General features: G+C 71.8%; 20 protein-coding genes, 1 other RNA gene and 7 pseudogenes. 11 read left to right on the forward strand and 17 right to left on the reverse strand.

Features of this window, described 5'->3' with window-relative positions:
• The first annotated feature begins 46 nt into the window (after positions 1 to 46).
• From LJB71_RS03230 to LJB71_RS03250, 5 genes and pseudogenes are all read left to right on the forward strand, one after another.
• On the forward strand, positions 47 to 637 hold the full coding sequence (locus tag LJB71_RS03230) for a malonic semialdehyde reductase (protein WP_259303060.1): 591 nt from the start codon (positions 47 to 49) through the stop codon (positions 635 to 637).
• A gap of 456 nt (positions 638 to 1,093) precedes the next feature.
• Positions 1,094 to 1,366, forward strand: coding sequence for a hypothetical protein (locus tag LJB71_RS03235; protein WP_259303061.1), 273 nt, complete (start codon positions 1,094 to 1,096; stop codon positions 1,364 to 1,366).
• Between the two features lie 63 nt (positions 1,367 to 1,429).
• Positions 1,430 to 1,633 carry a zinc-finger domain-containing protein gene (locus tag LJB71_RS03240; protein WP_259303062.1) on the forward strand — a complete coding sequence of 68 codons (204 nt, stop codon included), beginning with the start codon at positions 1,430 to 1,432 and terminating at the stop codon, positions 1,631 to 1,633.
• Positions 1,634 to 1,646: 13 nt separating this feature from the next.
• On the forward strand, positions 1,647 to 2,756 hold the full coding sequence (locus LJB71_RS03245; RefSeq protein WP_259303063.1) for a glycosyltransferase: 1,110 nt from the start codon (positions 1,647 to 1,649) through the stop codon (positions 2,754 to 2,756).
• Positions 2,753 to 4,071 (forward strand): annotated as a pseudogene (locus LJB71_RS03250) (O-antigen ligase family protein). Before LJB71_RS03245 ends, LJB71_RS03250 begins: the two are co-directional and overlap by 4 nt.
• Here the strand turns inward: LJB71_RS03250 and lpxL are convergent.
• On the reverse strand, positions 4,062 to 4,970 hold the full coding sequence (lpxL, locus tag LJB71_RS03255) for an LpxL/LpxP family Kdo(2)-lipid IV(A) lauroyl/palmitoleoyl acyltransferase (protein ID WP_259303064.1): 909 nt from the start codon (positions 4,968 to 4,970) through the stop codon (positions 4,062 to 4,064). The pseudogene LJB71_RS03250 and the gene lpxL sit on opposite strands and share 10 nt — an antisense overlap.
• Positions 4,971 to 5,013: 43 nt before the next feature.
• On the opposite strand from lpxL, the gene waaA reads away from it, so the two are divergent.
• A complete protein-coding gene (waaA, locus tag LJB71_RS03260) occupies positions 5,014 to 6,303 on the forward strand; it encodes a lipid IV(A) 3-deoxy-D-manno-octulosonic acid transferase (protein ID WP_259303065.1) in 1,290 nt (429 codons plus the stop codon).
• An 86-nt stretch (positions 6,304 to 6,389) separates the two neighbouring features.
• Here waaA and LJB71_RS03265 read toward each other — a convergent pair.
• The 10 genes and pseudogenes from LJB71_RS03265 to LJB71_RS03310 form a co-directional block, all read right to left on the reverse strand.
• Positions 6,390 to 7,816, reverse strand: a pseudogene (locus LJB71_RS03265) (TolC family outer membrane protein).
• A gap of 18 nt (positions 7,817 to 7,834) precedes the next feature.
• Positions 7,835 to 8,488, reverse strand: a complete 654-nt coding sequence (locus LJB71_RS03270) for a protein-L-isoaspartate O-methyltransferase (protein WP_259303066.1) — start codon at positions 8,486 to 8,488, stop codon at positions 7,835 to 7,837.
• A 132-nt stretch (positions 8,489 to 8,620) separates the two neighbouring features.
• A complete protein-coding gene (locus LJB71_RS03275) occupies positions 8,621 to 9,301 on the reverse strand; it encodes a TetR/AcrR family transcriptional regulator (protein ID WP_259303067.1) in 681 nt (226 codons plus the stop codon).
• 54 nt (positions 9,302 to 9,355) lie between these two features.
• Complete coding sequence (gene rpiA, locus LJB71_RS03280; protein WP_259303068.1) at positions 9,356 to 10,003, reverse strand: ribose-5-phosphate isomerase RpiA; 648 nt, start codon at positions 10,001 to 10,003, stop codon at positions 9,356 to 9,358.
• 55 nt (positions 10,004 to 10,058) lie between these two features.
• Positions 10,059 to 10,530, reverse strand: a pseudogene (locus tag LJB71_RS03285) (EVE domain-containing protein).
• A pseudogene (locus LJB71_RS03290) lies at positions 10,527 to 11,136 on the reverse strand (5-formyltetrahydrofolate cyclo-ligase). The pseudogenes LJB71_RS03285 and LJB71_RS03290 overlap by 4 nt, the downstream one beginning before the upstream one ends.
• A gap of 31 nt (positions 11,137 to 11,167) precedes the next feature.
• Positions 11,168 to 11,351: non-coding RNA, 6S RNA (ssrS, locus tag LJB71_RS03295), on the reverse strand.
• A gap of 68 nt (positions 11,352 to 11,419) precedes the next feature.
• Complete coding sequence (locus LJB71_RS03300; RefSeq protein WP_259303069.1) at positions 11,420 to 11,707, reverse strand: cell division protein ZapA; 288 nt, start codon at positions 11,705 to 11,707, stop codon at positions 11,420 to 11,422.
• Positions 11,704 to 11,925 carry a TIGR02449 family protein gene (locus LJB71_RS03305; protein WP_259303070.1) on the reverse strand — a complete coding sequence of 74 codons (222 nt, stop codon included), beginning with the start codon at positions 11,923 to 11,925 and terminating at the stop codon, positions 11,704 to 11,706. The genes LJB71_RS03300 and LJB71_RS03305 overlap by 4 nt, the downstream gene beginning before the upstream one ends.
• 9 nt (positions 11,926 to 11,934) lie before the next feature.
• A complete protein-coding gene (locus LJB71_RS03310) occupies positions 11,935 to 14,232 on the reverse strand; it encodes an EAL domain-containing protein (protein ID WP_259303071.1) in 2,298 nt (765 codons plus the stop codon).
• A 95-nt stretch (positions 14,233 to 14,327) separates the two neighbouring features.
• Between LJB71_RS03310 and LJB71_RS03315 the strand changes: the two genes are divergently transcribed.
• On the forward strand, positions 14,328 to 14,861 hold the full coding sequence (locus tag LJB71_RS03315) for a UPF0149 family protein (protein ID WP_259304724.1): 534 nt from the start codon (positions 14,328 to 14,330) through the stop codon (positions 14,859 to 14,861).
• A gap of 68 nt (positions 14,862 to 14,929) precedes the next feature.
• Positions 14,930 to 16,194, forward strand: a pseudogene (locus tag LJB71_RS03320) (aminopeptidase P N-terminal domain-containing protein).
• A gap of 27 nt (positions 16,195 to 16,221) precedes the next feature.
• Here LJB71_RS03320 and pepQ read toward each other — a convergent pair.
• The 6 genes and pseudogenes from pepQ to rph all read right to left on the reverse strand — a co-directional run bounded on the left by pepQ (position 16,222) and on the right by rph (position 22,899).
• Complete coding sequence (pepQ, locus tag LJB71_RS03325; protein ID WP_259303072.1) at positions 16,222 to 17,541, reverse strand: Xaa-Pro dipeptidase; 1,320 nt, start codon at positions 17,539 to 17,541, stop codon at positions 16,222 to 16,224.
• Positions 17,542 to 17,610: 69 nt separating this feature from the next.
• Positions 17,611 to 17,952, reverse strand: a complete 342-nt coding sequence (locus LJB71_RS03330; RefSeq protein WP_259303073.1) for a PilZ domain-containing protein — start codon at positions 17,950 to 17,952, stop codon at positions 17,611 to 17,613.
• Positions 17,942 to 20,275, reverse strand: coding sequence for a DUF1631 domain-containing protein (locus LJB71_RS03335; RefSeq protein ID WP_259303074.1), 2,334 nt, complete (start codon positions 20,273 to 20,275; stop codon positions 17,942 to 17,944). Before LJB71_RS03335 ends, LJB71_RS03330 begins: the two co-directional genes overlap by 11 nt.
• Before the next feature lie 113 nt (positions 20,276 to 20,388).
• Positions 20,389 to 21,543, reverse strand: a pseudogene (gene hemW, locus LJB71_RS03340) (radical SAM family heme chaperone HemW).
• Between the two features lie 39 nt (positions 21,544 to 21,582).
• A pseudogene (rdgB, locus tag LJB71_RS03345) lies at positions 21,583 to 22,174 on the reverse strand (RdgB/HAM1 family non-canonical purine NTP pyrophosphatase).
• Entirely contained in the window at positions 22,171 to 22,899 is a 729-nt protein-coding gene (gene rph / locus LJB71_RS03350) for a ribonuclease PH (RefSeq protein WP_259303075.1), read from the reverse strand. The pseudogene rdgB and the gene rph overlap by 4 nt, the downstream one beginning before the upstream one ends.
• 64 nt (positions 22,900 to 22,963) lie before the next feature.
• On the opposite strand from rph, the gene LJB71_RS03355 reads away from it, so the two are divergent.
• From LJB71_RS03355 to rpoZ, 3 genes are all read left to right on the forward strand, one after another.
• Positions 22,964 to 23,830, forward strand: a complete 867-nt coding sequence (locus LJB71_RS03355; RefSeq protein WP_259303076.1) for a YicC/YloC family endoribonuclease — start codon at positions 22,964 to 22,966, stop codon at positions 23,828 to 23,830.
• 3 nt (positions 23,831 to 23,833) lie between these two features.
• Positions 23,834 to 24,451: a guanylate kinase gene (gene gmk, locus LJB71_RS03360; RefSeq protein WP_259303077.1), complete on the forward strand. Its 618-nt coding sequence runs from the start codon at positions 23,834 to 23,836 to the stop codon at positions 24,449 to 24,451.
• 135 nt (positions 24,452 to 24,586) lie between these two features.
• On the forward strand, positions 24,587 to 24,886 hold the full coding sequence (gene rpoZ / locus LJB71_RS03365) for a DNA-directed RNA polymerase subunit omega (RefSeq protein WP_259303078.1): 300 nt from the start codon (positions 24,587 to 24,589) through the stop codon (positions 24,884 to 24,886).
• Positions 24,887 to 24,900: the final 14 nt, after the last annotated feature.

Genomic DNA, 24,900 nt, shown 5'->3' on the forward strand with positions numbered 1-24,900 from the left:
TTCATCCTCCTTCTCGTCATCCCCACCCTCATCCGTGGAGCCCGCCATGCATTCGCCGCTGAACGATGTCGCCCTCGACCAGCTGTTCCGCACCGCCCGCACCTACAACGCCTTCACCGGCGAGGTGTCGGACGAGACCCTGCGCAAGCTGTACGACCTGATGAAGCTGGGTCCGACCGAGGCCAATACCACCCCGGCGCGGATCGTGTTCGTGAAGTCGGAGGAGGCCAAGGCCAAGCTCGGCCCGGCGCTGTCGGAAGGCAATTACAAGAAGACCATGGCAGCGCCGGTGGTGGCCATCGTCGGCTACGACCTGCGCTTCTTCGACAAGCTGCCGGTGCTGTTCCCGCACACCGACGCCAAGGCCTGGTTCGAGCACCGCGCGCCGGACAACCTGGCCTGGGTGGCGATGCGCAGCAGCGCGCTGCAGACCGCCTACCTGATCCTGGCCGCGCGCGCGCTGGGGCTGGATTGCGGCCCGATGACCGGGTTCGACAATGCCAAGGTGGACGCGGCGTTCTTCGCCGGCACCTCGATCCGGTCCAACATCCTGGTCAACCTCGGCCATGGCGATCCGGCCAGCCTCTTCCCGCGTTCGCCGCGGCTGCCGTTCGATGAAGCCTGCCGGATTCTCTGATCGCGGCATCGAGGACGCGCACATGATCCTGGAACGCCCGTCTCCCACCCGCGGCGAGGTCCGCCTGGACTGGCTGCACAGCCGGCATACCTTCTCGTTCGGGCACTACTACGACCCGGCCTGGATGGGCTTCGGCGTGCTGCGCGTGCTCAACGAGGACGTGGTGGCCCCGGGCGGCGGCTTCGCCCCGCACCGGCACGCCAACATGGAGATCCTCAGCGTGGTGCTGGACGGCGCGCTGGCGCACAAGGACAGCGCCGGCCACAGCGGGGTGATCCGCACCGGCGACGTGCAGTGGATGAGCGCCGGGCACGGGATCGAGCACAGCGAGTACAACGCCGATCCGTCCGCGCCGGTGCATTTCCTGCAGATCTGGATCCAGCCGGCGCGGCTCAACCACGCGCCGGCCTATGCCCAGCGCCACTTCGATCCCGAGGCGCGCGCGCGCGCTGGGCGGTGCTGGCCTCGCCGGACGGGGTGGACGGGGCGCTTGCGATCCGCCAGCAGGCGCGCCTGCTGGCCACCCGCCTGCACACTGGCGATGCGCTTGCGCTGTCGCTGCAGCCCGGCCACCGCTACTGGCTGCAGGTGGCGGCGGGCGAACTGGCGCTGGAAGATCGCCTGCTGGCCGCGGGCGACGCGCTGGGTTTCGAGGGCGAAGCCGGGACGCACACGCTGCGCGGCCTTACCGGCCCGTGCGATGTGCTGGTGTTCGAACTGCCGGGTTGAACCGGCGCGCCCGCCGCGCCGCGCGGTAAACTGGCGCGGTTCCCGCAACCGCGTCGCATCGCCATGGCCCAGCCCGCTTCCCATCCGTCGTCGCCCGCCCCGCACCCGCAGCCGTACCCGGTGCATCGCGCCGACCTGCCGCTGAGCTGCCCGCTGCCGGCGATGGCGGTGTGGAACGAGCATCCGCGGGTGTACCTGCCGATCGCGGAGGAGGGCGGCCACAGCAAGTGCCCATACTGCGGCACCGAATACGTGCTGGTGGACTGACCGCGCCGCGGGCGTGCGCCGCCTGCACGTCATCCAGCTGCTGCCCGCGCTGGACGCCGGGGGCGTCGAGCGTTCCACCCTCGAGATCGCGCTGGCGCTGGTGCGCGCCGGCCATCGCGCCAGCGTGGTCTCCGCCGGCGGGCGCCTGCTGCCGCAATTGCAGGCCCTCGGCGCCGGGCACGTCCCGCTGGCCATCGGACGCAAGTCGCCGCTGGTGCTGCGCCACCTGCCGGCGCTGCGCCGCCTGTTCGCCACCGCCGACATCGTGCACGCGCGCTCGCGCCTGCCGGCCTGGCTGGCCCATCTGGCGCTGCGCGGCATGCCCGCCGCTCAGCGCCCGCATTTCGTCACCAGCGTGCACGGGCTGAACTCGCCCTCGCGCTACAGCGCGATCCTGACCTGCGGCGAGCGGGTGGAATGCGTGTCCGAGACCGTGCGCGCGCACGTGCTGCGGCACTATCCGGCGACCGACCCGGCGCGGCTGGTGGTGATCCCGCGCGGGGTCGATCCCGCCGCATTCCCGCGCAGGCCGCATCCCGATCCGCTGGCGCGTGCGCGCCTGGCGCAGGAGCATCCGGCGCTGGGCGGCGACGGCGCGCTGCTGCTGCTGCCCGGGCGCGGCACCCGCCTGAAGGGCCATGCCGATGCCATCGCGCTGCTGGCGCGGCTGCGCGCCGGTGGGCTGGACGCGCGGCTGTGGCTGGCCGGCGCGCGGCAGCCGGGGCGGGAGCGCTATGTGCGGGAATTGCAGGCGCAGGCGCAGGCCGCCGGGGTGGCGTCGGCGCTGGCCATCACCGCGCCCACCGCGGCCATCGCCGAAGCCTATGCCGCCTGCGATCTGGTGCTGCAGCTGTCGCGCCAGCCGGAGGCCTTCGGGCGCACCGTGCTGGAAGCCTGGGCGGTGGGGCGGCCGGTGCTGGGCTGGGCGCACGGCGGCGTGGGTGAGTCGCTGCGGCGCTGGCTGCCGGAGGGGGCGATCGCGCCGTTCGATCTGGACGCGCTGGTGGCGCGCGCCCGCGCCTGGTGCCTGCACCCGCCGCCGCTGCCGGCTACGATGCCGCCTTCGCTGCAGGCGATGCAGGAGGCGGGTTTGGCGCTTTACCACGCGGTGCTGGGGGCATGAACGAAGTGCGGATCGAGCCGGCGCGCGCGCTGCGCTGGGCGCCGGGCTGGGTGCTGCTGGTGGTGGCGCTGTGGCCGCTGCACGGCATCGCGACGGCGCTGCTGGCCGCGGGGGCGCTGGTGGGGCTGGCCGAACTGGCGCTGCGCCGCTTCCGCGGAGGCCTGGGCCTGATGTCGGGGCCGGCGTGGGCGCTGACCGGCGTGCTGTTCGCCGCGTACTGGCTGCCGGAGCTGCTGTCGCTGATCGGCGCGGCCGACTGGACGCATGGCCTGCGCAAGGTGCTGAGTGACATCCTGGTGCTGCCGCTGCTGTGGCTGGCCGCCGCCTCGGTGGCGGTGGCGCGCGGGCGGCAGATCGTATTTTCCGGGCTGGGCCTGATCGCGCTGGTGTGGACGGTGGATGCGCTGGTCGCGGCCGGCACCGGCACCAGCCCACTGTTCTGGCTGCTCGACCGCGGCCGCCTGGCGCTGCTGGGGCAGCCGCTGTGCCTGCCGCAGGAGGTGGACGCGCCGGGACGCCTGGCCGGGGTGTTCGGGCCGTGCAATCCCAAGCTCGGGATCGTGCTGGCCAGCCTGTCGCCGTTCGCGCTGGAGACGGCAGGGCGTCGGGCTGGCGGGATCGGCTGGTGGCTGGCGGCGCTGGCGATCGGCGTGGTGGTGCTGCTGGCCGGCGCGCGCGCGGCCTGGCGACATATGCGCTGGTGCTGCTGTGGTCGGGCTGGCGCGCGCTGGGCCGGCGCGGGCTGCTGGCGCTGCTGGCGGTGATGCTGCTGGGAATGGGCGCGCTGGCGGCGTGGTCGCCCTTGGTGCAGGAACGGGTGCAGCGCAGCGCGCAGGCGCTGGACGGCGGCATGGCCGCGCTGGATGCGGCGCTGTCCGGACGGCTGCGGATCTGGTCGGGGGCGCTGTGCATGCTGCGCGAACACCCGCTCAACGGGGTCGGCGTGCGCGGCTTCCGCGCGGCGTTCCCTGCCTGCGATCCGCATCCGGAACGGGTGCCGGCGTGGGGCGCGGGGCCGCCGCTGCACGCGCACCAGCTGGTGCTGGAAGTGGCCAGCGAGACCGGCCTGGTCGGCCTGCTGCTGTGGCTGGCGGGCGCCGCGTTGGCGTGGCGGGCCTGGCGCTACGCCGATCGCGCGGCGCGCGCACGCGCGCATCCGGCGATGCTGGCGCTGGCGGTCAGCGTGTTCCCCCTCAACACCCACCTGGCGGCGTATTCGACGTTCTGGGGCGGCGTGCTGCTGCTGCTGGCCGGGCTGTACGTCGGCAGTCTGTGGGGCCCGGTGGAGCCGGAGGCCAGTGCGCCTCAACGATAGCGCGAGGCGCCGTCCGGCTGGCGCTTGAAGCGGCGGTGCGGCCACAGGTACTGGCTGGGCGCCTGCCGCACCATGGCCTCGATCGCCGCGTTCACCGCCGCGCTGTCGGCCACCGCATCGTCGGTCGGGAACGGCGCCAGCGGCTCGCCCACCCGCAGCAGGTAGCGGTCGCCCTCGCGGCGGTGGAAGAACGGCACCACCGCGCAGCCGGTCATCCGCGCGAACTGGTGGGTGGCGGTGATGGTGGCCGCCGGGATGCCGAAGAACGGCGCGAACACGGTGTCCTTGCCGCGCATGTCCTGGTCGGGCGCGTACCACAGGATGCCGCCGCGCTTGAGATGGCGCAGCGCGCCGCGGGTGTCGCGGTTGGCGAACATCGCGCTGGCATAGCGCAGCCGCCCGCGCAGCACCGCCCATTCCATCACCGCGCCGCGATGCCTGCGGTACATCCCCGCCAGCGGCACGTGGTCGCACAGCAGCCGCCCGCACAGCTCCAGAGTCATGAAATGCCCCGACACCAGCAGGACGCCGCGGCCCTCCGCCTGCAGCCGCCGCAGGATCTCCAGCCCTTCGATGCGGGCGCCGGCGCGCATCGGCGTGACGTCGCCCCACCAGGCGCGCGCGAACTCGAACAGGCCGATGCCGACATCGCGGAAATGCGCGCGCAGCAGGGCCTCGCGCGCGGCGGCGTCGAGCTCCGGCAGGCACAGCGCGAGGTTGGTGCGCGCCGCCTCGCGCCGGGAGCGCGCCAGATGCCGCACCAGCCCGCCGATGGCCGCGCCCAGCCGGCGCTGCAGCCACCACGGCAGGCGCGCGGCGGCCACCATCAGCCCCACGCCCAGCCACTGCGGCCACAGGCGCGGCGAGAACGGCGGGCGGGGCGGCGGGTGATCGGCCATGCGAGGATTCTACCGGGCGCGCCGGCTTCGCTATCCTGTGCGGATGCGGGCCGAATTCACCGAACGCGTGCTGCGCGGCCTGTACTCGGCCGTGCTCTATCTGCTGCTGCCGATCACGCTGTATCACCTGATCTGGCGCGGCTTCCGCCAGCGCGCCTATTTCCAGCGCTGGGACGAGCGCTACGCCAGCTATGCCGTGCCCGGACAGCCGGCGCCGGTGTGGGTGCATGCGGTGTCGGTGGGCGAGGTGAACGCGGCGGCGCCGCTGGTGGACCGCCTGCGCGCGGCGCATCCGGACCTGCGCCTGGTGGTCACCACCATCACCCCCACCGGCTCCGAGCGCGTGCGCGCGCTGTGGGGCGATGCGGTCGCGCATGTCTATCTGCCGTATGACCTGCCGGGCGCGGTGGAGCGCTTCCTGCGCCATTTCCGCCCGGCGCTGGCGCTGATCGTGGAGACCGAGCTGTGGCCGAACCTGCTGTTCGGTTGCCGCGCGCACGGCATTCCCACCTGCATCCTCAACGCGCGCCTGTCGGCGCGCTCGCTGCGCGGCTACCGCCTGCTGGCGCCGCTGATCCGGCGCGCGCTGGCCGGCGTGGACCTGGTCGCGGCGCAGTCGCCGGAGGATGCGCAGCGGTTCGTCGCGCTGGGCGCGGATCCGGCGCGAGTGCAGGCCACCGGCAACCTCAAGTTCGACCTGCCGCCGCCGCAGGTGGATGCGTTCGTGGCCGAATTCCGCGCTGCGCTGGGGCGGCCACGGCCGGTGTGGATCGCCGCCAGCACCCACGAGGACGAGGAAGCGCCGGTGCTGGAAGCGCACGCGCACCTGCGCCAGCGCTATCCGGACGCGCTGCTGCTGTGGGCGCCGCGGCATCCCGAGCGCTTTCGCGCGGCGGTCGAGGCCGCGCGCGCCGCAGGGTTCCAGACCGCCCGGCGCAGCGCGCAGGGCTGGCCCGGCGCGGACACCGGCGTATTCGTGATCGATACCCTGGGCGAGCTGCTGCGCTTCTACGCCTGCGCGCAGGTGGCGTTCGTCGGCGGCAGCCTGCAGGACATCGGCGGCCACAACCTGCTGGAGCCGGCGGCGACCGGCACCGCCATCCTCAGCGGCCCGCACCTGCACAATTTCGCCGACATCTCGCGCCGCCTGCGCGAGGCGCAGGCGATGCAACTGGTGGCCGATGCCCCAGCGCTGGCGCAGGCGCTGGTCCGGCTGTTCGGGCATCCGGACGAATGCCGGGCGATGACGGAATCCGCCCGCCGCCTGCTGGAGGACGGTCGCGGCGCGCTGGCGCGCACCCTGGCCTTGATCGCGCCGCTGCTGCCGGAGTGAGCGGCGATGCCCCCTGAAACGCGAAGAGCGGGCAGTGCCCGCTCCTGCGTCGAATCGAGACCCCGGTGTCCCGGCGCGGATGCCGGTCAGCGCGTGGCGATGCTCTTGTCGATCGGCTTGTCCGCGGTCAGCAGGCGGTTGATGTCCTCGAGGTCGGTCACGTCCAGGGTGCCGGCGGCCTGTTCCAGCACGAGCCGCGCCTGCAGGAAGTTGTACTTGGCCTGGGCGTAGGCCTGCTGCGCGGAAAACAGGATGCGCTGGTTGTTCAGCACGTCCAGCACGGTGCGGGTGCCGACTTCCAGCCCGACCTGGGACGCATCGTAGGCGCTCTGCGCCGAGACCAGCGCGAGCCGGCGCGCTTCGATCTCGCTGATGCCGGCGAGCAGCCCCCGGTAGGCATTGCGGGTATTGCGCATGAGCGCACGCCGCTGTTGTTCCAGCTGATCCTGGACGAGGTCGCGTTGAGCCAGCGCTTGGCGAACCCGCGACTGGGTCGCGCCCCGGAGAAGATCGGCACGGTCAGGGTAATGCCGACCGACGGCCCCTTGCTTTCGTTGCTGATGGGGAAGGTGCTGGAAAACGGCGGATTGCTGCTGCTGAAAGTGGAGTCGCCCCAGCTTGCGTTTTTGTTATAGCCCCCGCTCAGCGTGAGCGTGGGCAGATGCGCGGCGCGCGCGGTGGCCACGTCGGCCTCGGCTGATTTCAACTGCATTTCCAGGGCTTTGAGCGAGGCGTTGTTGGCGATGGCCTGCGCGACCCAGGCATCGGCATCCTGCTTGGACGGCAGGCTCGGCTTGAAGTCCTCAGGCAGCGCCTTGAGGCTGGCCACTGGAGTCCCGGTGATCTCCATCAGCGCCTGATAGGCATCCATCACCGCATTGCGCGACAGGATGGTGTTGGCGCGCGCGCCGTCATACTGCGCCTGCGCCTCGTACACGTCCGTCACCGGCGCCAGTCCGACTTCCAGGCGCTTGCTGGCGAAGTCGTACTGTTTCTTGAACGCGGCTTCGGACGCTTCGGAGGCGCTCAGGGTTTCCAGCGCCACCAGCACATTGAAGTAGGCCTGCGCCGTGCGAACGATCAAGGACTGCCCGGCGGCATCGTACTGATAATCGGCAGCCTGACTGAGGGCGTTCTGGCTGCGTACACGGCTGAGCTTGCCGAAATCCAGCAGGGTCTGATCCACACCGATTCCGTAGCGGCGGCTGTTGGTGGTGGTGGAGCTGTTGCCACTGAAGCGGATCGGCTGGCCGCTGTTGGGGTCGAACTGGGTCTGGGTCGAGGGCCCGTCGCTGCGGGTGCGCTGGTAGCTGCCACTGCCGTTGATCTGCGGCAGCAGCGCGGCGCGCGCCTGCACCGCGCCCTCGCGGCCGATCAAGCGGCTGGATTCGGCGGCGGCATACTGCGGGTCGTTGCTGCGTGCGTTCTGGTAGCTCTGCAGCAGGTCATCCGCCTGCGCTGCGGCGGGCAGCAGGATGGCAGCAAGGGCAAGGGCGAGCGAGCGACGCGGCATGGGGGGGTCCTTAAGGGGTCACAAGGTGAAGACGGGGGCGGGCTCGGCGCCCGCGAGATAGGTCAGGTCGGTTTCGAACAACGAGTCGACTTCCAGGCCGTTGACGCCGCGGCGCACCAGCGCCGCCTCCATCGCCGGCGAACGGCCGTGCACCACGAACATGCGGCCGCCGGCGGCTGGCCACTCGCCGAAGCGTGCGGGCAGGCTGGCGACCGCGCCAGTGACACAAATCACGTCGAAGGTCCGGCCGGGCGTCCACTGGAACGCGTCGGTGGCGAGCACGCTGACATTGCCGATGCCCTGCGCGGCCAGGCGCGCGCGCGCGGCCTCGGCGAGGTCGGCGTGGCGTTCGATGCTCACCACTTCGCGCCCCAGGCGGGCCAGGCAGGCGGCCATGTAGCCGCTGCCGGTGCCGATCTCCAGCACGCTTTCGTGGGCCTGCACGCCCAGCGCCTGCAGCGCACGGCCTTCCAGCACCGGCTTGAGCATGTGCTCGCCGTGGCCGATCGGCAGTTCGGTGTCGGCATAGGCCAGCGCGCGCAGCGCCTCGGCCACGTACGCCTCGCGCGGAACCTGCGCCAGGGTGTCCAGCACGCGCACGTCCAGCACGTCCCAGGGACGCACCTGCTGCTCCACCATGGTTTCACGGGCGCGGGCGAAATCGATGCTCATGAGTCGGAAATCCGTTGCAGGGGACTGCGTATTGTAGTGCCGCACTCTCCGGGCTGGCGGGCAGTCTGGGCGTACTGATACACCAGCACGCAGTGCCGGAAGTCATCGCCGCCGGCGCGGCGCGGGTGGCGTTCAGCGGCGTTTGTCATGGCTGCGGACCGCGTAGGCGCGCAGGAACAGATCCACCACGCTGCTCACGTGCGCCTGCGCCGCCTGCAGGCAGTCGTCGCTCTGGCAGCCCAGCACCGCCTGCGCGTGCGGGTCGCCCTTGAGCAGGGCGAAAAAGTGGCCGGCGGCGCGGGCGGGGTCGTCGATCTCCAGCTCGCCGCGCGCGATGCGGTCCTCCAGCAGGTTGCGGAAGGCGGCCTTGACCCGTTCCGGGCCGGCCGCCCAGAAGCTCGACGCCATGCCGCGCGCGGCCACCTGCGGCGAGCACAGGATGCGATGCCCGGCCACCGCTTCCGGGGCCATGATCATCGCGAAGAACGCCTGCCCGATCGCCAGCAGGCGTTCGCGCAGCGGCGCATCCGGCGCGGCCTCGAACAGCCGCTGCGGCAGGTTCTGCTCGCAATGCGCGCGCACGGCCTCGGCGAACAGGCTGTCCTTGTCGCCGAAATGGCTGTACACGGTGAGCTTGGATACCCCGGCCTCGGCGGCGACCTGGTCCATGCTGACGCGGTCGAAACCGTGCTGGACGAACATGCGCTTGGCCGCCTCCAGGATCGCCGCGCGCTTGGCGAGGTCCTTGGGACGGCCGGGGCTGGCGGCCTTGGGCGGCTGGGCGGGCGCGCGGGCGGGCTCGGAGGGGGTCATGCGCCTATAATAAACCAGTCGGTTCATATTTTGGTGAACGCCCGCCGGCACGGCTTACAGCACCCGCGGCGGCTGTCCGCCGACGATCACCACGTCGGCCGGGCGGCGCGCGAACAGGCCGACGCTGACCACCCCGGGGATCTGGTTGAGCTCGCGCTCCAGCGCCACCGGGTCGGTGATGGCCAGGTTGTGCACGTCCAGGATCCAGTTGCCGTTGTCGGTGATGACGCCGTCGCGCCAGACCGGCTGGCCGCCGGTCATGCGCAGGATTTCGCGCGCGACCAGGCTGCGCGCCATCGGGATCACCTCCACCGGCAGCGGGAAGCGGCCCAGCACCTCGACCTGCTTGCTGGGGTCGATGATGCAGACGAAGCGCGCGCTGGCCTCGGCGATGATCTTCTCGCGGGTGAGCGCGGCGCCGCCGCCCTTGATCAGGCGCTTGTGGGCGTCGCATTCGTCGGCGCCGTCCACGTACAGCGCCAGCGGGCCGGTCGCGTTGAGATCGAGCACCTCGATCCCGTGCGCTTTCAGGCGCGCGGTGCTCTGCTCGGAGCTGGACACCGCGCCAGCGATGCGGTCCTTCCAGGCCGCCAGCGCATCGATGAAATAGGCGACGGTGGAGCCGGTGCCGACTCCGACGATCATGCCGTCCTGGACGTAGTCGATGGCTTTTTCGGCGGCGAGTTTCTTGGCGTCGGACATGGCGGTTTCCGTGGGCAGGATGCAGGGGTGAACCGGAGGATCGCGCGCATGGCGATCATTCCAGCGACAGCAGAAGCTGCCATTGCGCGGCGGTGACCGGAAACACCGAAAGGCGGTTGCCGCGCGCGGTCAGGGGGAAAGCACTCGCCCAGCGCATCGGCGTGGCGTTTGATGTCCTCCAGCGGGATCAGCCGCCGCAGCTTGCGCGCGAACGCCACGTCCACCAGCTGCCAGCGCGGATTTTCGCGGCTGGAGTTGGGATCGAAGTAGTCGGACCGCGGATCGAACTGGGTGGGGTCGGGATAGGCGCGGCTGGCGACCGTGGCCAGCCCGGCGATGCCCGGCACCTTGCAGTTGGAGTGGTAGATCATCACCCCGTCGCCCACCTGCATCCCGTCGCGCATGTAGTTGCGCGCCTGGTAGTTGCGCACGCCGTTCCAGGGCTCGGTGCCGACCCGCGCCAGGTCATCGATCGAGAACGTTTCCGGCTCGGTCTTCATCATCCAGTAGCGCTTGCGTGGGCTCATGCGGGGATTCCTTGTCCGGCGTCCGTGGCGAGGAAGGTGGCATGTTCGCAGCAGACCGCGTCCAGGCGCACGTCCCAGGCCGCCTGCGGCAGCGCCTCCACCTGCTGCGCGGCGAACGCGGCGCCCACCAGCTCACGGCGGCGGCGCGGTGTGCTGGCGGAAGGCCAGGCTGCGGTCGTACCAGCCGCCGCCCATGCCCAGCCGGTGGCAGGCCGGATCGAAGCCGACCAGCGGCAGCACCAGCAGGGCCATGTCGTCGGCGCGCAACGCACCGTCGGCGGAAACGTCGGGCTCGGGGATGCCGAAGCGGTTGCTGACCAGCGGGTCGCCCGCGCGCCACGGCGCGAAGCGCAGGCGGCCGTCGGCGTGCAGCAGCGGCAGGCAGTACACCAGCCCCGGCGGCAACCGCAGCTGGAAGCTGTGCAGGGCGATCTCGCCATCCATCGCCCAGTAGCCGCCCACGTAGCCGCTTGCGGGCAGGAACGGCAGCGCCAGCAGGCGCTGCGCCAGCGCCTCGGCGGCGGCGATGCGGATGGCGGCGGGCAGGGCGCGGCGGCGTTCGCGCAGGGACTGGCGCAGCGCGGTGCGGTCTGGAGGCGGACTCACGCGGGGCGGGCCGGGCTGCGGGGAAGGAGGGAATGTCTCCGCCGTGGCGATGCGTGCGGAACGACCTTGAACCCGGGGTTCAAGTGGGAACGCTGGGCGGCCATCGGGCTTTCCGCTCGCGGCGGACCTGCACTCCCGGCTGCCGGTGCGCCCCCATGGTCGTCATTAAGGGACAAGGCGAATGTTGCGCACGCTGTCGCACACAGCAGAGAACGCCGACAGTATAGCCCGGCGGGTTGCAGCCGGAAGCCGTCGCGCGCGTCTGCGCACGGCAGGTTCAGGTTCACGCCAGCAGCGCGTCCAGCCTGCGGTTGGCGGCGTCGAGCAGGGCGAAGGCATCGTCCCCGGCCTGCGCGTGGCCGCCCGCGCGGCCCTGCTGCAGCTCGTGCGCGAGGTTGAGCGCGGTGAGCACGGCCAGGCGGTCGGCGGCGACCATCTTGTTGCCGCCGCGCAGTTCGCGCATGCGCGCGTCCAGCAGGCGCGCCGCGGCCATCAGCGAATCGCGCTCGTCCTCGCTCACGCCGACCGTGTACTCGCGGTCGAGGATGCGGACGGTGACCGGTGCGCTCACGTGTGCTGCTCCAGCGACTTCAGGCGGCCGATCATCGCCTCGACCCGGCTGCGCGCCTGCTCCTGCTTGGATAGCAGCTGGGCGCGTTCGCCCGCCAACTGTTCCACCTGCGCGCGCAGGCTGCGGTTTTCGTCCTGCAGGCGCTGCATGCGCGCGGCGAGCAGGTCGATCCGCGCCAGCAGTTTGTGCAGTTCGCCGTGCAGGTCGCGCTGGTCCATCCGCGCACCTTAGGCAGGCGCGCCGGCCGGGTCAAGCCGCGCGCCGGCACCGGCCTGCGTCTCCAGCAGGAAGCGCAGGCAGGCATCGGCGGCGAGCGGGCGCGAGATCCAGTAGCCCTGCGCGATGTCGCAGGCATTGCGCTGCAGGAACGCCAGCTGGGCGGCGGTTTCCACGCCCTCCGCCACCACCTGCAGGCCGAGGGTGCGCGCCATCGCGATCACGGTGGTGGTGATGGTGGCGTCCTCGTGGTCGTCGGGTGAGGCGACCCCATCGATGAAGGCCTTGTCGATCTTCAGGGTATTGATCGGCAGCCGGTGCAGGTAGGACAGCGAGGAATAGCCGGTGCCGAAGTCGTCCACCGCGATCGAGACGCCGAGGTCGCGGAACGCGCGCAGGCGGTCGCCGGCCAGCGCGGCGTTGTCCATCAGCACGCTTTCGGTCAGCTCCAGCTCCAGCGCGGATGCGGCCAGGCCGTGCCGGCGCAGGACGGCGGCCACCGTGCCCGGCAGCTCGCTGCGCAACAGCTGCAGCGCGGAGACGTTGATCGACACCTTCAGGCGCGGGTCCGCGCCCGCGCGCCGCCATCCGGCCAGGGTGCGGCAGGCCGCGTCCAGCACCCATTCGCCGATCGGCACGATCAGCCCGGTTTCCTCGGCCAGCGGGATGAACTCCTCCGGGGCGATGCTGCCATGTTCGGCGCTGTCCCAGCGCAGCAGCGCCTCGACCGCGGCGATGCGGCCGTCGGCGAGGTGCAGCTCGGGCTGGAAGGCCAGGTGCAGTTCATCGCGCTCGATCGCGCGCCGCAGCGCGGCGATCAGGCCGGCGCGGCGGCGGCTGTCGGTCTCCATTTCCTGCAGGTAGCGCATGTGGCCGCGCTTGCCGCCGCGCTTGGCGCGGTACATCGCGGTGTCCGCGTGCTTGAGCAGGTCGGTGGGCACCTGCGCGTGGTCCGGGAACAGGCTGATGCCGATCGAGGGCGAGATGGTCGCCTCGTGGCGGTCGTCGAGGTGCAGCGGCGCCTCGAATGCCTCGATGATCCGCTGCGCGCACTGGTCGGCCTCGGTGCCGTCGGCGATGCCTTCCAGCACCACCGCGAACTCGTCGCCGCTGATACGCGCCACCGTGCGTTCGGGCCCGACCACGTCCTGCAGCCGGCGCGCGACCGCGCGCAGCACGCGGTCGCCGGTGGCGTGGCCCTGCGAGTCGTTGATGTCCTTGAAGTTGTCGAGGTCGAGGAACAGCAGCGCCAACCTGTGGCCGCTGCGGCGGGCCTGCACGATCGCATGCGACAGCCGCTCCGCCAGCTGGGTGCGGTTGGGCAGGTTGGTCAGCGGGTCGTAGTTGGCCAGGTAGCGCAGTTCGTGCTCGATCCGGCGGCGCTCGGTGATGTCGCTGGTCACCAGCACGTACAGTCGGCGGCGGGTGCCAGGGTCGTCGATGGCGTTGCACTGCATCGCGCACAGGAAGTCGCGGCCGTCCTTGCGCCGTTGCCACATCTCGCCGTTCCAGCTGGTCTGCTCGCGGATCGCCTGGCGCGCCTGCTGGTAGAACTCGGGCGGGTGGCGGTCACCGTTGAGCAGGGCGGTGTCCTTGCCGATCACCTCGTCCACGGCGTAGCCGCTCATGCGGCTGAACGCCGGGTTGGCGGCGACGAACCGGAACTGCTCGTCCAGCACCGCCACCGATTCGGCCATGTTGCGCAGCACCTCGGCGGCGATCTGCCGCTCGCTTTCCAGTTCGCGCAGGGCGTCGATGTTGCGGGCGGTGCCGGCCAGCCGCAGCACGCGGCCGTCGGCGTCGTGCGCGATCGCGCGCCCGCGGGCAAGCATCCACTGCCATTGCCCGTTTTCGCTGCGCATGCGGTGCTCGGACAGGAAGATCGGGGTCTCCCCGCGCAGGTAGGCCACCAGGTGGTCGCGCACCCGGGGCAGGTCGTCCTGGTGGATGCGCGGGTCCCCGTCGAGCACGGTATGCATGGCCAGGTCGTTGGCCTGGTCCGGCGCGGCGCGGGTGATCTCCAGGGTGCGTTCGCGCAGGTCGAACTGCCAGTACAGCTCGTTCGAGGCCCACAGCGCCAGGCGCAGGCGCTGTTCGCGCTCCTGCAGTAGCCGCAGGTGCTGCTGCTGGTCGTGGGTGCGCCGGCGATGGACTTCCAGCGCCAGCCAGGCCAGCAGCAGGACGAGCACCGCCAGCAGCAGGACCAGGCCGTCGCCCAGGCTGTCGCCGGCGTTGCCGGCGCGCACGGCCAGCGGCGCCAGCAGCAGGCCGGCGGGCCAGGGCGGACGCGGCGTGGAAGGAGCCCCCATGCGCGGAGTGTAGGCGGCCCGCTTCCGCCGCAACAAGCGCCGGCGGCGGGTTGCTACACTGCCGGTTCCCCGCCGAGGCCTTGCGAGTGAGCGCGATCGAGTTGCCGGATTGGAACGAAGTGGCGCAGGCCGCCGACCGCCTGGCCCTGGCCAGCACCCCGGCCGAGCTGCACGGCGCGCTGTGCGGGTGGCTGGCGGCCGGCGGCGCGGATGCGCCCGACTGGCCGGCGCGGGTGCTGGCCGATCCCGGCGTGCCCGCGCCGCAGGCGGGCGATGCGCTGGACCGCCTGCGCAGCGCCAGTGTCGCCCAGCTGGGCGATCCCGATTTCGGCTTCACCCTGCTGCTGCCGGACGGCGAGCCGCCGGTGGTGCGCGCCGCCGCCCTGTTCGCCTGGTGCCGCGCCTTCCTCGGCGGGTTCGGGCTGGCGGTGGAGGGCAAGCCGCTGTCGGAGGACGGGCAGGAGGCGCTGCGCGACCTCGCCAGCCTGGGCGCGGCGCAGGTCGACGCCAACGACGACGGCAGCGACGAAGAGGCGCTGGTCGAGATCGAGGAATACCTGCGCATGGCGGTCCTGCTGCTGCATGCGGATTGCGCGCTCGGGGCGCAGCACCGCGCGCGCCTGCACTGACGGGCGCGCGATGCAGGCCACCAGCGCCCGCACCCGCAAGCTCCTGGCCCGGCGCCGGCAGGCGCTGAGTGCAGGCCGCGGGCGGCGAGGCCATCCTGATCCTGCCCGCGGCGCCGGAGCGCATCCGCAGCCGCGACACCCACTATCCCTACCGCCAGGATTCGGTTTCTGGTACCTCACCGGTTGCGCCGAGCCGGAGGCGGTGCTGGTGCTGGTGCCCGGCCGTCGCCACGGCGAGTCGATCCTGTTCTGCCGCGAGCGCGATCCCGAGCGCGAGGGCTGGGACGGCCCGCGGCTGGGCCCGGAAGGCGCAGTGGACGCGCTGGGGCTGGACGATGCCTACCCGATTACCGACATCGACGAAATCCTGCCGGGGCTGCTGGAAGGCCGCCGCCGGGTGTACTACCCCCTCGGCCGTGACGCCGAGTTCGACCTCAAGCTGATCGGCTGGCTCAACCGCGTGCGCGCGCAGGCGCGCCAGGGCGCACAGCCGCCGCAGGAATTCCTGGCGCTCGGGCATCTGCTGGACGAGATGCGCCTGTTCAAGTCGGCCGAAGAAATCGCGCTGATGCAGAAGGCGGCCGATATCAGCGTGCAGGCACACCGCGCCGCGATGCGCGCGGCGCGCCCGGGCATCCATGAATACGAGTTGCAGGCCGAGCTGGAATACGTGTTCCGCCGGCATGGCGCGCAGCCGGCCTACCCCTGCATCGTCGGGGCGGGTGCCAACGCCTGCATCCTGCACTACGGCGCGAATAGCGCGCGGGCGCGCGCCGGCGAGCTGGTGCTGATCGATGCCGGGGCCGAACACGCCGGCTACGCGGCGGACATCACCCGCACCTTCCCGGTGTCCGGCCGCTTCAGCCACGCGCAGCGCGCGCTGCACGACCTGGTCTGCGCCGCGCAGGCCGCAGCGCTGGCGCAGGCGCGGCCGGGGCGGCCTTTCTCCGCGATGCACGAAGCGGCGGTGCATACGCTGACCGAGGGGCTGCTCTCGCTCGGCCTGCTGCGTGGCCGTCTGCAGGAGGTGATCGCCAGCGGCGGCTACCAGCGTTACTACCGGCACAAGACCGGGCACTGGCTGGGGCTGGACGTGCACGATGCCGGCGAATACCGGATCGACGGCGCCTCGCGCCTGCTGGAGCCGGGCATGGTGGTCACCATCGAGCCGGGGCTGTACGTCCCCGCCGACGATGCGGCGGTGGCGCCGGAGTGGCGCGGCCTCGGCATCCGCATCGAAGACGACGTGCTCATCACCCGCGATGGCCACCGCGTGCTCACCGCCGCGCTGGAACGCAGCGCGGACGAGATCGAGACGCTGATGAGTCGCTAGCCCCGGGGCTGTTGTGCGGGTGCCGCGTCAGCCTGCGGCGAATGCCTCGCGGGTCAGGTTGAGCGGCGCCTGGTCGGTGCACGCCACGTCATCTTCGATGCGGATGCCGCCATACGGCTTGAACGCGGCGACCCGCTCCCAGTCCACCGCATCGCCCTGGCCCCTGGCCTTGAGCGCGTCCAGCAGCATGTCGATGAAGTAGATCCCCGGCTCGATGGTGACCACCATGCCGGGTGCCAGCGTGCGGGTCAGGCGCAGGTAGGGATGGCCGTCGGGCTTGGCAAGCGTGCCGCCGGCGTCGGAGGCGGCAAACCCGGCCACGTCGTGCACCTGCAGGCCGATCCCGTGGCCGATGCCGTGCGGGAAGAACGCGCTGGAGACGCCCCGCGCCACGGCGTCCTCGGGGGCGATCCGCAGCACGCCGAATTCGCGCAGCACCCCGGCCAGGCGCAGGTGCGCGTCGAGGTGGATCCGGCGGTAGTCGGTGCCGGCGCGGACCTGGTCGCACAGCTGCAGCTGCACCGTGTCCACTGCGCGGATCAGCGCCGCGAAGTCGTCGTCCTGCGCCGAATAGGTGCGGGTGATGTCGCTGGCGTAGCCGCCGACGCTGGCGCCGGCGTCGATCAGGAAGCTGCGCACCGGTTTCGGCGGCAGGCGCTCGCGCTGGGTGTAGTGCAGCACCGCGGCGTGCTCGTTGAGCGCGACGATGTTGCCGTAGGGCAGGTCGTTGGCATCCTGTCCGGCGGCCTGGCAATAGGCCAGATGGATGCCGAATTCGCTGGCGCCGGCGCGGAACGCGCGCTCGGCCGCGCGGTGGGCACGCACTCCGATGCGGCTGGCCTGCCGCATCATTTCGATTTCGTAGGGCGTCTTGAACGCACGGTGGTACTCCAGATACTGCAGCACCGGCTCCGGGTTGTTCGGCACGTAGCTGCCCAGCGCGCTCTGCGCCTCGCCGAGGATGGCGCAGCGGAATACCGGCGGCAGCAGGCGCACGGCCTCCTCCGGGGTGCGGATCACCTGGATGTCGAACTGCTCGACCCAGTACTCGCGCGGCATCGCCGGCACCGCGTGCCAGTAGTCGTGCGGCTGCAGGAAGATGAGCGCCGGCCGCTTGCCCGGGGTGATCACCAGCCAGCTGCCCGGCGCCTGGGTCAGCGGCAGCCAGGCCTTGAACTGCGGGTTCACCGCGTAGGGGTAGTCGCGATCGTCGAACGCCTGGTAGTGCAGGGTGCCGCTGGGGATGACCAGGTGCTCGAAGCCGCCGCGGCGCAGCGCTTCGGCGGTGCGGGCCTGCAACGTGTCGAGGTGGGCGGGATACAGCGCAGCGAGCGAGGGCGTGGACATCTCAAGAACCGATCGCAGACGTGGGTGGACCCCGATTGTCGCGCATCCGGCGGTGCCGCGCAGGGCGCGTCAGCCCTCCGCCTGCGCCACCCACAGGCGCAGGCGCTGCAGGGCCTCGGGCGAGAGCCCGAGGAAACGCATGCCCACCCAGGACTGCCCGGGGGCGCCGGCCTTGTCCTGCCACAGCACATGCGCGCCGACCTCCAGCGCGGGTGCGCCGGGCAGGTGGTCGGGCAACTGGAATCGGAGCTGGAACAGGGCGTCGTCGGGCAGGCGGCGGTTGGCGATCAGCAGCATGCCGCCGACCGAGACATTCCCGAGGTAGCCGACCGGCTCCTCCAGGATCGTGTCGAACACTTCGACCATGCCGGGCACGCTGCGGCGGACCTGGCGGCGGGACTCAATTCCCATCGGTGGGCTCCATGCCGGTGGGGTCGGAATCGCCCTGGCCGATCCGCTGCAGGCTGGCCAGGGTGGCATCCCAGGCCATTTCGGCCGGGCTCGGGTCGCCGTCGAGCAGGCGCAGGTTGCCGGCGGCGAGCATGCGCGCCAGCACGTCCAGATCCTCGCCGCTGGCGCGCTGGCCGCGGCGGTTGACCAGCAGTGCCTGCGAGGTCTGCGTGCTGGCCCAGGCCAGCCGGCGCCGCAGCGGGAAGTCGCTGGCGTCCAGCAGTTCCACCCAGGCCGGGGTCTGCAGCGTGCGCAGGCGGTCGCGCGCGGCCAGCTCGGCAGGGGCCAGCGGCGCCGGTGGTTCCAGCACCACGTCGTTGCCTTCGCCCAGGCGCGCGCGCGCGCGCAGCTGCACCAGTAGTTCCGTGCGCGAGGCGAGATCGCCTTCCTGCGCGCCGCCGTGGCCCAGCTGGTGGGCGATGGTGGTGGCGTCCTCGGCGTGGTAGCCCACTTGCTCCAATGCGCCGCGGATCTGCGCGGCCAGGGCGTCGTCGCCGGTGGCCGCGGCTTCACCGGTGGCCAGGTCGATGATGCGCGCGCTGGTGGCGAGCACGTCGCGCCAGTCCTCGGAGGCCTCACCGCTGCGCAGGTGGGTCAGCGCCACCACGTCGATCCACGCCTGTTCGATCAGGATGGCCTGGAACCGCGGCAGGCTGCGCCCATGCAGCAGCCGCTGCACCTCCTCGTTGGCGCGCTGGCGGGCCAGCGCCAGTTTCTCGCGCCCGCGCGCGGCCTCCACCTGCCGGCGTTCGGTCATTTCCGCCTTGCGCGCCTGTGCCTGCAGGCCGGATTGCAGGGTGCGGTTGGCCTCGATGAAGGTGTCCAGCGCGCCCTCGCTGTCCTGCTGCACTGCGGCCACCGCGCGCTGCAGCAGGCCCAGCCACTGGCTGTCGAGGTCGTCCTCGGCCAGCCAGCGCGCGCCGGCCAGCGAGACCGCGTTCAGCAGCTGGCGCGCCGGGTGCGCCGGGTCGGTGAAGAAGCGCTGGTCGCGCAGGGCCAGCTGCGCCAGCGGCAGGCGCAGGCGCTCCACCAGCGCCTCGCCGGGACTGTGCCGGCGCAGCTCGCGCTGCAGCTGGGTGAGGTAGAGCGCGAGCAGGTCGAAGCTGTCGTTGTCGATGTCGGACAGCGCCACCCCGTGGCCATGCAGCTGGCGCGCCTGCGCCAGCAGGATCTGGCGGTAATCGGCCAGGCTCTCGGCCTTGGTGGCGGTGCTGCGCATGCGCTGCAGTGCGCCCAGCACCTCGTCCGCGCGCAGGGTTTCGCGCACGCGCTCGTCCACCCCGCCGGGGCGCAGCTTGGCCAGCAGCAGGCGGCGCCGGTGCAGCAGGCCTTGCAGGGCGTTGAAGGCGGGATTGGTCGGGCGCCCCGTGCGGCCGCCAGCAAACGCGGTGCCCGCACCCATGCCGGGCATGCCGGCGCCTGGCGTGCCCGCGGCGGGGCTGTCTGCGTCATGCCCAGGCGCGCCGCGCCCCACGCGCTGGCCGGTGGCAGGCGCTGCATTCGCGTCCTTGTCCTCCCGCAGGGCGGTCGGCACCGCCGATCCCGGGCGCACGCGCACCGGGATGAAGCTCAGGAACGGCAGGATCCCATCCTGGGCCAGGCGCGCGTTGGCCGCTTCCAGCAGCGGCGGGTAGAACTCCGCCATCGCCCGCTCGAACTGCTGGAACAGCTGCAGGCGCGCGTAGCGCGACAGTTCCAGCCCGTCCGCGGCGTCGGCCAGGGCGTTGCAGAGCGCATACGGCCCCAGCGGCAGCGCCTCGCCCTCCAGCGCAGGCGAGGCGGCCAGCACGCCCAGCCGATGCCCCAGCAGCTGCAGGGCCAGGCTGTTGCGGGCTTCCATCCGGCTGGCGATGTTCTGCAGCGTGGTCTCGTCGCTGAGCTCGTCGTCCTCCAGCAGCTTCAGCTCGGTCACCGGGGCGGCATCGGCGTCGGCATGCGCCGCGCGTGCGGCCTGCAGGGTCGCCAGCGAGGCTTCGACCTGGGCCATGAAGCGGGTGGTGAACGCATGGCCGCCGCGGCCGAGGCTGCGGATCGCGGCCAGGCGCGCGATTTCCAGCGCCGGCTCATGGCGGGAGTGGTGTGGCTGAGCACGAAGGCGGTATCTTCCAGCAACTGCGGCAGCCGCTGCCCCATCTCTGCGCGCACGTCCGCCAGCAGGCGTTCCAGCGCCTGCCGCGCGCGCCTGGGCAGCGCGGCCTCGGCGAGCGTCGCGGGCGGTGTCCGGGTTGTGCTGGCCGCGATCGTCACTGCAGTTGCGCCCCCTGCGCTCCGGCAATACCCGCATGGTATGCGCGATCGTTATGCGCCTCAATCGGAGGCATTCCGGATGTCCGCCGCCACCCGATGCCGGCGTGGCCGCCCGCCGGCGCGGTCGCGCCTTCGGCCGCGGTCTTGGGTTCAGTCAAGGAACAGGCCCACCACGTCGTTGGTGAAGCGGCGGCCGAGTTCGGTGGGGCGCAGCCAGTCGGGGTCGTCCTCCAGCCAGCGCGCGCGCGCGCGCGGTGGCCAGGCGGTCGGCGATCGTCGAGCGCGGCAACCCGGTGCGCGCCTCGAACAGCGCCAGCGGCACCCCGGCGTTCAGGCGCAGGGCATTGAGCATGAAGTCGAACGGCAGGCGCGCTTCGGTCAGGGGTTCGTCGCCGCCGATCGCCGCGTCGGTGCCGGCCTTCTCCAGGTACAGCAGGGGGTGGCGGATCTTCCAGCGCCGCCGCACCTGCTGCTGCGCGCCGAGGGTCAGCTTGCCGTGGGCACCGGCGCCGATTCCCAGGTAATCGCCAAACTGCCAGTAGTTGAGATTGTGCCGGCACTGGCGGTCGGACCGTGCGTAGGCGCTGACCTCGTACTGGGCGAAGCCGGCCGCGGCCAGTTGCGCCTGGCAGGCCTCCTGCATGTCCCAGGCGGCGTCGATGTCGGGTAGGTCCTGCGGCGGGCGCGCGGCGAAGCGGGTGCCCGGCTCCAGCGTCAGCTGGTAATGGCTGACATGGGCGGGCTGCAGGGCCAGCGCGCGCGCGCGATGTCGTCCACCGCCATCGTCAGGGTCTGCCCCGGCAGCGCGTACATCAGGTCGAGGTTGAGGTTGTCGAGGCCGGCGTCCTGCGCGGCCTTGACCGCGCGCTCGGCGTCGCCGCTGGAGTGGATCCGGCCCAGTCGCAGCAGGCAGCCATCGTCGAAGCTCTGCACGCCGAAGCTCAGGCGGTTCACGCCGGCCGCGCGGTAGCCGGTGAACGGGCCGTGTTCGACCGTGCCGGGGTTGGTCTCCAGGGTGATCTCGATGTCCGGCGCGAAGCGCAGGCGTGCGGCCGCGTCCTGCAGGAAGCGGTCGATCGCCTGCGGCGGGAACAGCGACGGCGTGCCGCCGCCGAAGAACACGCTGTGCACCGCCCGGCCCCAGACCAGCGGCAGGTCGGCATCGAGGTCGCGCAGCAGCGCATCGACGTAGGCGTCGAACGGCAGGTCGCCCTTGCGCTCGTGCGAGTTGAAGTCGCAATACGGGCATTTGCGCACGCACCACGGCAGATGCACATACAGCGCGAGGGGCGGCGTGGTGAGCATGGTTTGCATTTCAGCAGCGGGCGCGCCGGGCATGCGGGCTCAGCGCAGCACCGCCAATTGCGCGCGCAGCTGCGCCAGCGCGAGGCCGCGGTGAGCTGTCGCGGTTCTTGATGTCCGCCGCCAGCTCGGCCGCGCTGCAGCCGTGCGCCGGCGAGAAGAACACCGGGTCATAGCCGAACCCGCCGCTGCCCTGGCGCGCGTGCAGGATGCGGCCTTCCCAGACCCCCTGCGCGATCAGCGGCAGCGGGTCTTCGGCGTGCCGCAGCAGCGCCAGCACGCAGACGAAACGCGCACTACGGGCGGTGTCAGGCACGTCGTCGAGTTCGCGCAGCAGCTTGTCGATGTTCGCCTCGCTGTCGCCATGCTGGCCGGCATAGCGTGCCGAGTACAGCCCCGGCGCACCGTCAAGCGCATCCACGCACAGCCCGGAGTCGTCGCCCAGCGCCGGCAGGCCGGTGGCGCGCGCGGCATGGCGGGCTTTGAGGATCGCGTTTTCGACGAATGACAGCCCGGTTTCCTCGGCATCGGTCACGCCGAACTCAGACTGCGCGTGCAGGGCGAAGCCGGTGCCCAGCAGTTCCCGCAGCTCCGCCAGCTTGCCGGCGTTGCCGCTGGCCAGCACCAGCCTCATGCCTGCGCCAGCGCCTCGTGCTGGGCCGCGAACAGCGCGGCGCAGCCCTGTTCGGCCAGCGCCAGCAGGGCATCCAGCTCGGCGCGGCGGAACGCATGGCCCTCGGCCGTGCCCTGCAGCTCGATGAAGCCGCCGCCGTCGTTCATCACCACGTTCATGTCGGTGTCGCAGGCGCTGTCCTCGGCGTAGTCGAGGTCCAGCACCGGCACGCCCTGGTAGATGCCGACCGAGACCGCGGCGATCGCACCGAACACCGGGTTGCGCTTGAGTTCGCCGCGCGCCAGCAGTGCCGAGACGGCATCCACCAGCGCCACGTAGGCGCCGGTGATGGCCGCGGTGCGGGTGCCGCCGTCGGCCTGCAGCACGTCGCAGTCGAGGGTGATGGTGCGCTCGCCGAGCGCTTCGCGGTCCACGCAGGCGCGCAGGCTGCGCCCGATCAGGCGCTGGATCTCCAGCGTGCGCCCGCCCTGCCTGCCGCGCGCGGCCTCGCGCTCGCTGCGGGTGTGGGTGGCGCGCGGCAGCATGCCGTATTCGGCGGTGACCCAGCCTTCGCCCTTGCCGCGCAGGAAGGTCGGTACTTTGTTCTCCACGCTGGCAGTGCACAGCACGCGGGTGTCGCCGAAGCTGACCAGCACCGAGCCTTCGGCGTGGCGGGTGAAACCGCGCTGCAGGGTGATGGGGCGCATCTGGTCGGCAGCGCGGCCACTGGGGCGGGTGAAGGTCATGCAGATAGCGGAAAACGGTGGGCTGCTAGATTACCATCCGCATCCCGATGGTCCTGGATTTCGCATGATCCGCAGCATGACCGCCTTCGCCGCCGGCGCGCGCGCCACCGAATGGGGCGAGCTGTCCGCCGAGCTGCGCGCGGTGAACCACCGTTTCCTCGATCTGAGTCTGCGCCTGCCGGACGAGTTGCGCGCCGCGGAGTCCGCGCTGCGCGAACGGGTCGCCGCGCGGGTTTCGCGCGGCAAGCTGGATCTGGTGCTGCGCCTGCGTGCCGCCCCCGCCGACGGCGCGGGCCTGCAGGTCGATGAAGCGCTGGTGGCGCGGCTGGGTGATCTCGCCTCCCGCCTGCAGCCGGCGTTCCCGCAGCTGCAGGTGGCGTTCACCGAGCTGCTGCAGTTCCCCGGCGTGCTGCAGTCGCGCGGGATCGATGGCGAAGGCGTGCAGCGCGAGGCGCTGGCGCTGCTGGACGCGGTGCTGGACGACTTCACGCAGGCGCGCGAACGCGAAGGCGGCAAGCTGGCGGCGGCGATCGCCGAGCGTGCCGAGGCGATCGCCCGCATCGCCGCCGAGGTGCGCACGCTGGTGCCGCTGATCCGCGCCGGCCAGCGCCAGAAGCTGGAGGCGCGTCTGGCCGACCTGGCGCAGCCAGCCGATCCCGGCCGCATGGAACAGGAGCTGGTGCTGTGGCTGCAGAAACTCGACGTGGACGAGGAGCTGGACCGCCTCGACAGCCACCTGGCCGAACTGCGCCGGATCCTGAAGGGCGGCAAGGAGCCGGTCGGCCGCCGCCTCGATTTTCTGCTGCAGGAGTTCAACCGCGAGGCCAATACCCTGGGCAGCAAGTCGGTGGACGCGCGTACCAGCAACGCCGCGGTCGAGCTGAAAGTGCTGATCGACCAGATCCGCGAACAGATCCAGAACATCGAGTAGCCCATGCGCGGAACCCTCTACATCGTCGCCGCGCCCTCGGGTGCCGGGAAATCCAGCATCGTCAACGCGGTGCTGGCGCGCGATCCGGGCATCCGCCTGTCGATCTCGTTCACCTCGCGCGCGCCGCGCCCGGGCGAGCGCCACGCCGAGCACTACAACTTCGTCAGCGCCGCCGAGTTCGAGGCGATGGTGGCGGCCGGTGATTTCTTCGAATACGCCCGCGTGCACGGCGACTGGAAGGGCACCGCCCGGCAGTCGGTGGAGCCGGCGCTGGCGGCCGGCCACGACGTGCTGCTGGAGATCGACTGGCAGGGCGCGCGCCAGGTGCGGGCCAAGGTGCCGGATGCGGTCAGTGTGTTCATCCTGCCGCCGTCGCGCGCTGCGCTGGAAGAGCGCATGCGCAGGCGCGGGCAGGACAGCGAGGAGGTGATCCAGCGCCGGCTGGCCGCCGCGCGCGAGGAGATGAGCCACTACGCCGAGTTCGACTACGTGATCGTGAACGAGGTGTTCGACACCGCGGTTGCCGAGATGTGCAGCATCTTCACCGCCAGCCGCCTGCGCCGCGAGGCCCAGGCCACGCGCCACGCCGCCCTGCTCGCGGCCCTGCTGGAAACGCCCTGAGCGGGCGCGGGTTCGCGCGCGAGCGCTTGCGGTAAGTTCATGATTTGCAAGGTGTCGGCTTGCGGATTCCCGCGCCTGAGGCTACACTCCCCGCCCTTTCGTACCCTCGCAGCGGCCGCGCGCCGCAGGACACACATGGCCCGGATTACCGTCGAAGACTGCCTGCAGGTGGTCGACAACCGCTTCGAACTCGTGATGATGGCCGCCAGGCGCGCGCGCCAGCTGGCTGGCGGGGTGGAGCCGAAGCTGGACAACAGCGAGGCCCAGGACAAGCCGACCGTGCTGGCGCTGCGCGAGATCGCCGCGCGCGCGATCGACACCCAGTACATCGACGCGGTCGAGAAGGCCGAGCGCGAGCGCAAGGAGCGCGAGGCGCTGGAGTGGGCGGCGGCCGAGGTGGTGGCCGGCGACGACGACATGAAGGGCGACGACTGAGCGTCGGCGCGATC

It is taken from the genome of Thermomonas sp. S9 (assembly GCF_024704365.1).
Classification (GTDB): domain Bacteria; phylum Pseudomonadota; class Gammaproteobacteria; order Xanthomonadales; family Xanthomonadaceae; genus Thermomonas.

Excerpts from the sequence above, each read along its gene's own strand:
- waaA (WP_259303065.1), top strand. The coding sequence starts at position 5,014 with ATGCGGGCCGAATTCACCGAACGCGTGCTGCGCGGCCTGTACTCGGCC.
- LJB71_RS03355 (WP_259303076.1), top strand. The coding sequence starts at position 22,964 with ATGATCCGCAGCATGACCGCCTTCGCCGCCGGCGCGCGCGCCACCGAA.
- LJB71_RS03310 (WP_259303071.1), bottom strand. The coding sequence starts at position 14,232 with ATGGGGGCTCCTTCCACGCCGCGTCCGCCCTGGCCCGCCGGCCTGCTG.
- rph (WP_259303075.1), bottom strand. The coding sequence starts at position 22,899 with ATGACCTTCACCCGCCCCAGTGGCCGCGCTGCCGACCAGATGCGCCCC.
- LJB71_RS03275 (WP_259303067.1), bottom strand. The coding sequence starts at position 9,301 with ATGACCCCCTCCGAGCCCGCCCGCGCGCCCGCCCAGCCGCCCAAGGCC.
- LJB71_RS03330 (WP_259303073.1), bottom strand. The coding sequence starts at position 17,952 with ATGGGAATTGAGTCCCGCCGCCAGGTCCGCCGCAGCGTGCCCGGCATG.
- pepQ (WP_259303072.1), bottom strand. The coding sequence starts at position 17,541 with ATGTCCACGCCCTCGCTCGCTGCGCTGTATCCCGCCCACCTCGACACG.
- LJB71_RS03240 (WP_259303062.1), top strand. The coding sequence starts at position 1,430 with ATGGCCCAGCCCGCTTCCCATCCGTCGTCGCCCGCCCCGCACCCGCAG.
- rpoZ (WP_259303078.1), top strand. The coding sequence starts at position 24,587 with ATGGCCCGGATTACCGTCGAAGACTGCCTGCAGGTGGTCGACAACCGC.
- LJB71_RS03335 (WP_259303074.1), bottom strand. The coding sequence starts at position 20,275 with ATGCGGGTATTGCCGGAGCGCAGGGGGCGCAACTGCAGTGACGATCGC.
- lpxL (WP_259303064.1), bottom strand. The coding sequence starts at position 4,970 with ATGGCCGATCACCCGCCGCCCCGCCCGCCGTTCTCGCCGCGCCTGTGG.
- LJB71_RS03305 (WP_259303070.1), bottom strand. The coding sequence starts at position 11,925 with ATGGACCAGCGCGACCTGCACGGCGAACTGCACAAACTGCTGGCGCGG.
- LJB71_RS03270 (WP_259303066.1), bottom strand. The coding sequence starts at position 8,488 with ATGAGCATCGATTTCGCCCGCGCCCGTGAAACCATGGTGGAGCAGCAG.
- rpiA (WP_259303068.1), bottom strand. The coding sequence starts at position 10,003 with ATGTCCGACGCCAAGAAACTCGCCGCCGAAAAAGCCATCGACTACGTC.
- gmk (WP_259303077.1), top strand. The coding sequence starts at position 23,834 with ATGCGCGGAACCCTCTACATCGTCGCCGCGCCCTCGGGTGCCGGGAAA.
- LJB71_RS03230 (WP_259303060.1), top strand. The coding sequence starts at position 47 with ATGCATTCGCCGCTGAACGATGTCGCCCTCGACCAGCTGTTCCGCACC.